Genomic DNA, 10,354 nt, shown 5'->3' on the forward strand with positions numbered 1-10,354 from the left:
TGGGCCGGCATTCCGGGCGTTTGCCAAAAGTGACCCGCTGTAAGAGCGGAACCCTAAGCCGCCGTTACCGCAGCAACGGATATGTACCCCATCAATCAAACCACTCCCCCCGCTCAAGAAACGTATTCCGAATCATCTCCACCACCCACCCCACCTCCTGCGGATGCCGCACCTCAGCACTCACCCCCATCCAAACCTGCCGCTGCATCCCCTCCAAAAACACCCCATCCAACCCCGTCAACCCACGATCAAAACAACTCATATACCGCGGCAACAACCCAATACACGCACTGCAGCGAATCATCTCCAGCATCAACGGATACGCCTGCACCTGCACCACCCCCGCCAACCGCTGCTCCACCAGACTGTTCCACGGCCGCAACGCCTCCACCTGCCGGTCCGGCTGCCACTGCACCAACATATAATCCGCCAGGTCCTCGATACTGTCGGGCCGCACCGCCAACCGCGAATACCGCTTGGCAATATGCGGCGAATAATCCAGCCGCGCCAACACCTCAGGCGCCCCAATGGCAAAGCTCGGCCCAGCCCCCGGCGACTCCATCCCCGACAACCACACCACCACATCCGCATCCAGCGCCTGCAACCCCAAATCGCTGTCGATGGAAATAATCTCCAGCCGCACACTCGCATTGCGCCGCAGCAACGCAATCAAGTCGCGCCCCAAAATGTCATGCAGGATCGACTCCGCAACCGCCAGCCGAATCAACGGTTGCTCCAGCACCGGCACCCGTCGTTCATGGGCCAGGGCAATCAGTTGGGCCTGCAACTGCTGCCCATCACGACTCAAGGCCAGGACATTACCCTGATAGCTGAACAACGAACGCCGCAGTTGCTCTTCCAACTGCGCCAGGCGCTTGCGCAATTGCGTGGCCTTGATATTCAGGCTGCGGGCCGCCTGCATGAAACACCCACACCGGGCGCTGATCAGGAAATACTGCGCCACCTCGGGTTCGATAGTGGCCGCCAGGGCCAGCCAGGCCTCGCGGGACTCAGTCAGCCCGCGATAGGGCGTGGTGCCGTGGGGTACAGCCGGGTCAAGAAATACCATGGGAGACTCCCTGTCTTGTGGGTACTGTGCATCCAATGCGGTGAGACGTTTTTTACTCGAGCACCTTGTTCAGCTCGGCACCGTCGATGCTCAAGGTGGCGGTATTCAGCATGCCTTCCAGGTAGGCCTTGGCGATTTGCTCCTGGCGTTGCGCACGCAGCGCTTCGGTCAGGCGGCCCCGCAGTTCATCCAGTGTGGCGGTGCGCGCCGGTTGTTGCCCGGTGAGCTTGAGCACGTGAAAACCCGCGGCACTTTGCACCGGCTCCGACACCGCGCCCGTCTTGAGCCGCGCCACTACACTGCGCATTTCAGGCACCAGTTGTTGCAATGGCTGCATCCCGGAATCGCCACCGCGCCGGGCGCTGTCGGGGTCCTGGGAATATTGGCTGGCCAGGGCGGTAAACTCGCCCGGCGAAGCCTGCGCCTTGCGGCTCAACTCCTGGGCTTGGCGCCGCACCGTGTCGACGGTTTGCGGGTCGGTCACGGCCAGGAAAATCTGGCTGACCTGGTACAACGGCGGCGTCACCCATTGCGCCTTGCCGCTGTCATAGGCTTGCTGCAATTCGGCGGCACTGGGGTAATCGGCCGGCACTTGGCTGACCGATAACATGTAGTCGCGAAACACGATTTGCTCGGTGGCGGCGCGGGTTTGCTGTTGCACTTCCGGGCGCTGGCGCCAGCCCTGGGCATCGGCCTGTTCAAGCACGGCCTTTTGCGCCAGGCGTGAACGCAGCCAGGTTTCCAGGGCGCCCCGGTTGCCACGCAGTTGCTCGCGGGTTTCCACCGGCAAGGCGGCCAGCACCGACTTGAGTTCAAGCAGGTCGATCTGCTGATTGCCCAGGCGCGCCACCGCCGGCCCGTCCTTCACGGCCACCGACGCCGGCTGCTGGGCTGCGACCGGGTCACTGCCCGGTCGCAGGCTCAACCCCACCGCGACCGCCAGCACCACCAGGGCGCCGGCGCCGACCACCAGGGTTGGTTTCTTCACAGGGCAGGCGCCTCTTCACGGGCATCGACGGCAGGCGCGGCGTCGGCCTGGGCCTGAAGCTGAGCGGCCTGCTGGCTGTATTCACGCAGGTAGACGATGAATTCCTGCAGCAGGCGGTCCCACAATTCCAGCTGGTTGCGCAGGTACGGGGCGCCCACGCCGGCGGCCACCACGTCCATCTCCATCAGCAGGAACTCACCCTGCAACGACAAGCGGGCAAAACGCCGGGAAGCATTCCACACCTGGGCCAAACCCTCGGGCAACTCGCCCTGCACCCGCAACGCGCAGCTGTAGGTGAAATCCACGTAGCTGCCCTGCTCTGCCGCCGGGTTGCCGAAACGCACGGCAAAGCCGATGCCCTGGCTGGCGCTGAGCAATTGCACGATGCCGTTCTGCTCGGTCTGGTTGACCCGGTAGCCGGCTTCCTGCAGCAGCTCGGTCAGGGATGGCGGGGTCACGCTGGTGATCAGTTGTACGTCGCTCATAGTGGTCTCTTCCTTGTTGATCAATGATTAGTGACGGTCTGTGGGGCATCGAACCGATTAAGGTATAGACCATCACCAAAACCCTGGGCGAGTTCCTCGAACTTGACCCGGGTGCTGCTGGCGAACGGTTGGCGGATGCTCATCACGTCGGCCACGTCGATTTTTTCGTAGGCCGTCAGCAATTGCTGGGCCACCCCGTACATCTGTTGATTCTTGACTGAACATTGCTGCACTTGTGTGTCACGTTCCGTGAGTTGCGCCTGCAAACGCGCCCGCTCGGTTTCTTTGCCCCGGGCGATCACCAGCAAGTCTTCATAGGCTTTCTTGAACTTTCCCACCTGCTCGTTGCTGGCGGCCACCTGGGCCTGGGCCTGGCTGTGCAGGTTCTGTTGCTGGCCGACCAATTGCTCAGCCACGCCCCGGGTCTTTTCCAGCTCGGCGGTCAGTTGCTTGATCTGCGCCTGAGCCTGCTTGGCCTGGGTTTCGGCAGCGATGCGCGCGGCACTGGCCTGGGCCTGCTCGCTTTGCAGCGCCTGCAACTGCTGGGTGGTGCTGCGCAGTTGGGTGCGCAGGCGCTCTTCCATGCCTTCAGCCGAAGCACCGGTGGTGGCGAGCAGCAAAAGCAGGCCGCAAATTCGCGTGTTCATGAGCTTTCTCCGGCGCATCAGAAGCGCGTGTTGAGTTCCAGTTGCATGACATCCACTTCAAACGGCGCGCCATACACTTCGGAGGCACTAAGCCAACGGGCACTGGCGTAGATGTTCTTGTCGAGGCCGTAGTTGGCGCCAATGAAATAGCCCTTGGCATTGGTGCCGCCAAGGTGGAACGAGGAGTCGTTAAAGCCGTCCGGCAAGGCATCCGGCTGGATGTATTTGTAGCCAGCCAACACGTTCCAGTCGCCCTTGCGGCGCATCTCCAGCGCACTGCCGAGGGTGAACTGCACCAGCAACGCATTGCCGCCGCTTTCAAACTGGCCGTCGCTGTTGATGTTGTTGACGATCTGGCCTTCGCTGCGTTTGAGCATCTCGCCCTTGTCGTAGGCCAGGTTGTGGATGAAGTTGGTCTGGCTGCGCAGCTTGAGGTCTTCCGGCAGCTCGCTGTCCCACGCCAGGTTGAGGTCGAGCACATTGAACTTGGAGGCCAGGCCGACGAATTGCGGTTGCGGCGTCAGGCCAGGCGTCGCCGGATTGGGGGCGATGTCTCGCAGCAGGAACAGGCTGTTGCCCTTCTGCATGAAGGCCAGGCGCGTGCCGTCGGTGTCGCACGCCGGCTGGCCGGCCCACGGCGAGCAAGGGCTGGAGCGTTCGCCCTGGATGTCACCGAAGTGGTAGTAGGCCATCGAGCCTTTCAGGCTGTTGCTGCGGTTGATCTTCCAGTCGGCGCCGATCTGCCCGCCGAACATCCATTTGTTTTCACTCTCGTCCTTGTCGAAACCGTTGGTGGTGGCGGTGTCGGGGCTGTACTCCACCGGGAACGCGCCGAGGGTGCCGAACAGGCCCCAGTCGCTATTGAGTTTGTGGTTAAAGATCGCCGCCACGCCGTCGAAATTGAGGTCGCCGGAATACATCATGTCGGTGGAGTAGAACGGGTTGGCAAAGCGCCCGGCGGTCAGGGTCATGTAGTCGGTGGTCTTCCAGGTGAGGTAACCCTGGTCGAGCCAGATGTCTTTCTTGCCAAAGCCGCCGCCCAGGGTTTGGGTGGTGGACACCGGGTTGTTGTCGTTGCCGGTGCCGAGGCGAATGCCGGCGGTCCATTCGGGTGAGATCACGGCCTTCATGCCCAGGCGGGCGCGCAGGCGGAACAGGTTCTCGCGGTCTTCGCGGGTATTGAGCAACGGCGGCAGTTGGGTGTTGGTGTTCTTGTTAACGTCGTAGGGCCCGTTTTGATTGAGCTTGGCGTAATCGACGATTTCGTTGCTGTTGTTGCCCGAGAAATAGCGCGACTCATCCCGCAGGCGGATGTCGCCGTCGAAGCTGATGCGCGAGACCCAGTCCGGAAAGGTGTTGGGCTGGGCCCAGTTTTCCTGCTTGGCGGTGGCCATGACCTCGGCCTTGACCTGGTCGCGAATCTGGTCGCGCACCGCTGCCGGCACGTACTGCACCCGCACATCGCCGGGGGCCGCAGTTGGACCTGCCGCGACTGCAGTGGCGGTACTGGCCTGGCGTGCCTGCTGAGCTTCTTTTTCAGCCTGGGCGATCAACCCTTCGGCCTGTTCCTGCTTGAGCACACCTTGCTGCACCAGCAGGCGGATCAGGTTGATCGTGGCGTTTTCCGAAGGCGCGGCCGTGGCTGCCGTCGCCTGGCCGACCAGGGTCGCAATGACCATGCCGACCGCCAGGGTCAATCGATTCACGTGGGAAATCATCTGCACACAACTCCTGTAGAAAACTGCAAAAAAAGGGTTCGATCAATCCGGGCGCCGGCCCTTGAGGGACAGGCGTACCGGCAGGGTCAATGACGCGGGTGCGCGCTCCTTCAGGCGCGGTGTGGCGCGCAATGCGGCCAACACCTGAGCGTCGGTCTCGGCGTCGCCGCTGGACTTGGCCAACTCCACGCGGGTCACCTCGCCGTCGGCGCTCAGCCACAGGTCGGCCTGCACCGTGTAGGCCTTCTTGCGCAGCTCCGGGTCTTCCCGCAGCAGGCGCTGGAACACCCCGGCCAGGTACTGCTTGAACGTCCCGGTACCCATGCCGCCACCGCCAGAACCGGCCATGCCGCCGCCCTTGCCGGCACCGATGTTGAAACCGTCATTGCCGGACTGCGCATCGCCGTCGATCTGCATCGGGTTGGCCAGGTCGTCCACCGGTGAAGGCGGCGCTTCCTCCTCGGGTTTGACTTCGTCGGGGGTTGGGGTGGGCTCCGGCTCGGGGACTTTCTCCTGCACCTCGGGCTCCGGTTCCTTGGGTTTTTCCGGCGGCGGTGGTGGCGGTGGCGGCAACGGAATAATCGTCGGCACCTTGGGCGCCTCACGGCGCACGCCACTCATGTCATTGGCCCACTGCCAGAGAAACCAGGCAGCCACGGCCCCCAGCAGCAGGCCAGCGCCCCACTTCAGCGGGCGCAACGGCGGCTTGTTCTTGAGCGGCGTCGGCGTGATCGGCATCTGTGCGGTCATGGCTCAGCCCTGGCTCGGTTTGCCGGTGACCAGCCCGACCTGGGACAGCTCCAGGCGACGCAGCAAGTCGAGCACTTCGATCACCTTCTGGTACTGCACCATGGCGTCGCCGCGCACGATTACCGGGAAGTCCGGGTTCAACGCTTTCTCGATGCGCAGGCGTTCCTCCAGCTCCGGCAAGGTCACCGGGTAAGCGTCGAGAAACACCTGGCCGCCATCGTTCACCGAGATGGCCTTGGTCTTGGCCTCGGACAGCGACACCGAAGCGCTGCCCTTGGGCAGGTGGATCTGGATCCCCGAGACCTGGGCGGTGGCGGTGAGGATAAACATCACCAACACCACCATCAGCACGTCCACCAGGGGCGTCATGTTGATGCTGTCGACGGGTGCATCATCGTCATCGTCGTGGGAGGCATTCACGGAAGCCATGCTGATTCTCCTCAGGCCGGGACGGGGGCGTGGTGGTCGCGACGGTGCGCCGCTTCGCTGTGCTGGCTCTCGCCATGCATCTCCGCCAGGCGGGTGATGAACTCGTCGACGAACACGCGCATGTCGGCGCTGACTTCCTTGTTGCGGGTAATCAGGCGGTTGTAGCCAAACAGCGCCGGGATTGCGACAAACAGGCCCATGGCCGTGGCCAGCAAGGCCGCCGCCATGCCCGGGGCGATGGCGTTGATGTTCACGTCACCGGCCATTGCCGTGCCGAGGAACACCACCATGATCCCCAGCACCGTGCCGAGCAGGCCGATATACGGGCCACCGGCAATCGCGTTGGACAGGGTCGACAGCTTGGCGCCGAGTTGCTGGTTTTCCCGGGTGCGCACGCCGTCCATGGAGCAGCGGATGGCTTCGATGGTGGCTGCCGAGACCGACGAGGTGTCGGCGCCCTGGGCGCGGCGGGTACGGATTTCCTTGACCGCCACCCGGTACAGGCGCCACAGCGAGGAATGGGTCAGGCGCTCAGCCAGCAACGCGTCGTCGTAGTACATCTCCAGGCGCGTACCGATCTGCGCGAATTGCTCGCGGAAGATATCGTTGGCGGCACTCACGCGGCTGACCTGGCGGTTCTTGCGAATCATGATGAACCACGACTGAAACATCATCCCCACCAGCACCAGGATGATCACCCAGGCGTCCACCGGCACGGCCTTGAGCAAGAAGCCCAGGCTGCCGAAACCGAAGCCCGACTGTTCTTCATCCACGCCATACGCCACCAGTTTCGACTCGGCGCCCTGGGCTGTGGCATCGGCCAGTAACAGAGCTGCCGGGCGCGCCACCTTGGACAGGCGCAGCTCGTCCATGGCGCCGGTAAACGGCAGGTGACCGCGGGCCGCCTCCGGCAGATCGGCACCGATCGCCAGTTGCGAATTGAACGCCGGCATTGCCACTGCAAGGGTCGCGGTCTCGCGGCCATTGACGTACAGCGAGACCTTGTCGCCCTCGGCGGTGAATGCCAGGTGCTGCCATTGGCCTGGGTTCAGCGGCTGGGTCGAGACGGCGCGCTGGCCGTCGATTTCAATAAACGGCATGCCCTGGTTCAAGCCCAGCAACAGGCTATGGGTGCCCTCGCGACGGGCCATGACCAGTTGCTCGCCGCTGGCCTGGTCCAGGCGCAGCCAGGCGCTGAAGGTAAACGCACCGCCCTCTGCGTGTTGCAGCGACGGGCTCGCCGGCAGCAGCAACGGCTGGCCACTGAACTGCAGCGCGCGGCCGATCACCCCGTCGATGCTCGCACCGGTGGCGTTCACGGCGGTGTTGCCGTAGGCCGTGGTGTCCCGGGGCGGCGTGCCGTTGGCGCCGTCGAAGTGGTAGAGCGCGGTGTAATTCGGGTCGAAGGTCAGTTGGCCGTTGGCGGTAGCCGGAGCCTTCTGGTTGCCGTAGTACATCCACAGGTCCTGGCGCTGGCCGCCTTCGACCTTGGGCACATCCACCCAGATCAGCGCCATGCCCATGAGCGGGTCGAAACTTTCGATCTGGTGGTTGAACACGGTCTTGTCATCGGCGCTGACAAAGCGCAGGTCGGCGCCGTCGTCCTTGACCCCGTCAAAGGTGAAATTGCCGGTGTGCAGGCGCACCAGCAACGCGGTGCGGCCCAAGGCCTGGCTGATGGCCGCGCCCTGGGAGGTGGTGTCCACCGTGATCTGTTTACGGTAGTGCCAATCGTCCTGCCACCAGGCATGGGCGGTGGCCGGGAGCGCGAAGCCCAGGCAAATCAACAGGCTCAGAAATAGGCGTTGCATGTCAGCAGTCTCCGAAAAAAAGGGTCAGAAAGTCGCCTGCACACTGAAGTGCAGTCGCGAGTCCTGTTTCTGTGTGTTTGGGCCGTCGAGCAGCGGGTAGCCCCAATCCAGGCTGCCGGACAACCACTTGCTCAAACTGGCACGGGTGCCCAGGCCGACACTGGCCAGGCTGTATTCGTCTTCCTGCTCGGGCAGCGGGTCATGCAGGCGCAGGCGCGCACCTTCGGCAAACGCGTAGAAGCGCCACTCCTGCACATAACTGCCGAGGAACTTGGCCAGCGAAGGCGTACGCAGCTCCTGGGACAGCAGGTAACCTTCATCACCGGTGCGCTCGGCGGCGAGATAACCGCGTACCGACGTGGCGCCACCGGCGGAATATTGCTCGTTGGACACCAGCGGCCCCGAGGCCAACTGGAAACCGGCCTTGGACGCCGACTGCCAGTCGTTGCCGAAGGTGTAGGTGTAATTCAGGTCGCCCTTGAGCACCGCAAAACTCGGGCTGGCCTGGTCGCGTTTGTACTGGAACTCTTCGGCGTCGCCGCCGTAGCCGAAAAACGCACGGGTGCCCACCACCAGGCTCAAGCCCAGCCCCAACTGCGATTGCTCGGTGTAGCGATAGCCGTTGTAGCCGAAGGTCAGCGGGGCGTACTTGAGCGGGATATCGTCCGTGCTGCCGCCAAACTTCATCTGTTCCTTGAAGTCCTTGAAGTCCACACCGGCCGAGAACGAGTTGGCCCAGTTGCCGCTGGCCGGCAGGCTGTAGATCGCCGATACACCGTAGGAATGGCCCTTGCCCAACACGTTGCTGCCGCCGATGGTGGCGATGTTGCTGTCGGACTGATAACCGGAAAATTGCAGGCTCCAGCGATCACTCAACGGCGCGGTGTAGGAGCCAGACCAGACCTTGGCGTTGTCGCTGTCCTGGGGCGCCGTGAAGTAGGTCAGGGAAATGCTGTGGCCCAGTTGCCAGAGGTTGTCGTAACCCAGGGTGGCAACGCTGCGCAGTTCCTTGGTGTCGGCGCTGTAGTCGTTGTTCAGGCCGAGGCTGGCGTGCCAGGGGTTCTGGTCTTCCACCTGCAGATCGACGTCCATGGTGCCCGGGCGCTGGCCTTCGCGTACCAACGGCGTGACCTGGCGCCCGACACCACGATTGAGGCCGGCGAGTTGGGTTTGCACGCTGGCGAAATCCGGGACTGCGCCCTCCTTCAGGCCCGGCACTTCCTCGCGGATTTCCACCGGTGAATAGTGCTTGGCGCCTACCACGCGGACGCGGCCGACCTTGGTTTCGCTGACTTGCAGGTAGACGATACCGTCATCGACCTTCTGCTCCGGCAGCTCGACGAACACTGACTGGTAGCCGCGTTCCTGATAGATCTTCTGCAAGGCATCCCGGGCGCCTTCGATATCGGCGAGGGTCTTTTGCGGGCCGAGAAACGGGTACACCGCCTCTTCGATGGCGCGGGCATCGAGCACGGTATTGCCGCGCACGAAGTACTCGTTGACGTCCACCAGCCGTGCCGGAGTTTCGGGCTGTGCGCCCTGCTCTTCGGCCTGCACGGGTTGCGCCAGTGCGCCCAGCGTCAGCCAGCACAGCGCCAGCATTGATTTGAACAGATGCTCCACACCGCCCCCTGGTTTACTAAGAATGAGTGCCGTCGCCGTTTGCCCGGCGTTTGGCCTGTTCAATTGCTGGATATCGAGGTGTTGCCGTGCCGGGCGAGCCAGGTGTGCAGCAGGGCGAAGTTCAGGGAGAACTCCGACATGTGCAGCAAGGCGCCACAGAACACTTCACCGATGATTTTCTGGATCAACTGCACCGCCTGCGGGTTATTCAGGAACGTGGCGATGTCGCGTTGCAGGAGGTTGATGCCCCAGACTTTCTGGTTCAGGTCGAGGCCGACGAACCAGCGGAACAGCAGGTTGTAGTTGAGTTGTTCGTGCAGTTGCTGTTCGTTGGGGACCGAGTACAGGAGTTGCAGCAGCAGGATCTGCAAGAGGGTCTGGGGGGCGATCTGGGTGCCGGGTTCGGCCTGAAGCAGGTCGCGGTGGTGGTCGAGGATTTCGTCGATCTGCGGGCGCAGCAGGACCAGTGAATGGCCTGCGGGGATGTAGCTGGAGACTTCCTTGAGGGCGCCTTGCCAGTCGTCCTGGGAGACGATCCATACCCACGGTGCGCCATAGCGGTAGACCGAGACCGGTTTTTTGCGCGCGGCTTCGACGATCTTTGACAGGCGCTGGTCGAGCTCCTGCATGCCGACTTTCGAGTAACGTTCCATAGTTCCCATTCGCCCCACTCCTGGCATCCTGCTTGCGGCTCTGAAATCGCCTGTTTGGCGGTGTTGAGCGCGTTACATAGCCAAGACTGGGGGCACCGGGGGCTACCGAACTTTTGTCATAAAAGCTTCTTTTTTGGGCGGGGGGGGGGTTGGGGGTATATCCGTTGGTTTTGTTACGGCT

General features: G+C 63.0%; 10 protein-coding genes. All 10 read right to left on the bottom strand.

What is annotated here, in order from left to right:
- Positions 1-91: 91 nt before the first annotated feature.
- Genes SNL23_RS26575 through SNL23_RS26620 form a run of 10 tightly spaced genes read right to left on the bottom strand, consistent with a single transcriptional unit; the run spans position 92 to position 10,173 of the window.
- Complete coding sequence (locus SNL23_RS26575) at positions 92-1,069, bottom strand: LysR family transcriptional regulator (protein ID WP_318304134.1); 978 nt, start codon at positions 1,067-1,069, stop codon at positions 92-94.
- A gap of 52 nt (positions 1,070-1,121) precedes the next feature.
- Positions 1,122-2,057, bottom strand: coding sequence for a peptidylprolyl isomerase (locus SNL23_RS26580; RefSeq protein WP_318304136.1), 936 nt, complete (start codon positions 2,055-2,057; stop codon positions 1,122-1,124).
- Positions 2,054-2,542, bottom strand: a complete 489-nt coding sequence (locus SNL23_RS26585; RefSeq protein ID WP_076016347.1) for a YbjN domain-containing protein — start codon at positions 2,540-2,542, stop codon at positions 2,054-2,056. Before SNL23_RS26585 ends, SNL23_RS26580 begins: the two co-directional genes overlap by 4 nt.
- 20 nt (positions 2,543-2,562) lie before the next feature.
- Positions 2,563-3,189, bottom strand: coding sequence for a DNA repair protein (locus tag SNL23_RS26590; RefSeq protein ID WP_318304138.1), 627 nt, complete (start codon positions 3,187-3,189; stop codon positions 2,563-2,565).
- A gap of 17 nt (positions 3,190-3,206) precedes the next feature.
- Positions 3,207-4,907: a putative porin gene (locus tag SNL23_RS26595; RefSeq protein ID WP_318304139.1), complete on the bottom strand. Its 1,701-nt coding sequence runs from the start codon at positions 4,905-4,907 to the stop codon at positions 3,207-3,209.
- 42 nt (positions 4,908-4,949) lie between these two features.
- Complete coding sequence (locus tag SNL23_RS26600; RefSeq protein WP_318304140.1) at positions 4,950-5,657, bottom strand: energy transducer TonB family protein; 708 nt, start codon at positions 5,655-5,657, stop codon at positions 4,950-4,952.
- 3 nt (positions 5,658-5,660) lie between these two features.
- Entirely contained in the window at positions 5,661-6,086 is a 426-nt protein-coding gene (locus SNL23_RS26605; protein ID WP_318304141.1) for an ExbD/TolR family protein, read from the bottom strand.
- 11 nt (positions 6,087-6,097) lie between these two features.
- Entirely contained in the window at positions 6,098-7,897 is a 1,800-nt protein-coding gene (locus SNL23_RS26610) for a DUF2341 domain-containing protein (RefSeq protein ID WP_318304143.1), read from the bottom strand.
- A 24-nt stretch (positions 7,898-7,921) separates the two neighbouring features.
- A complete protein-coding gene (locus SNL23_RS26615; RefSeq protein ID WP_318304144.1) occupies positions 7,922-9,520 on the bottom strand; it encodes a ShlB/FhaC/HecB family hemolysin secretion/activation protein in 1,599 nt (532 codons plus the stop codon).
- Between the two features lie 59 nt (positions 9,521-9,579).
- A complete protein-coding gene (locus SNL23_RS26620) occupies positions 9,580-10,173 on the bottom strand; it encodes a transposase (RefSeq protein ID WP_318304146.1) in 594 nt (197 codons plus the stop codon).
- Between the last annotated feature and the right edge of the window lie 181 nt (positions 10,174-10,354).

Source organism: Pseudomonas sp. SED1 (genome assembly GCF_034044025.1).
GTDB lineage: Bacteria > Pseudomonadota > Gammaproteobacteria > Pseudomonadales > Pseudomonadaceae > Aquipseudomonas.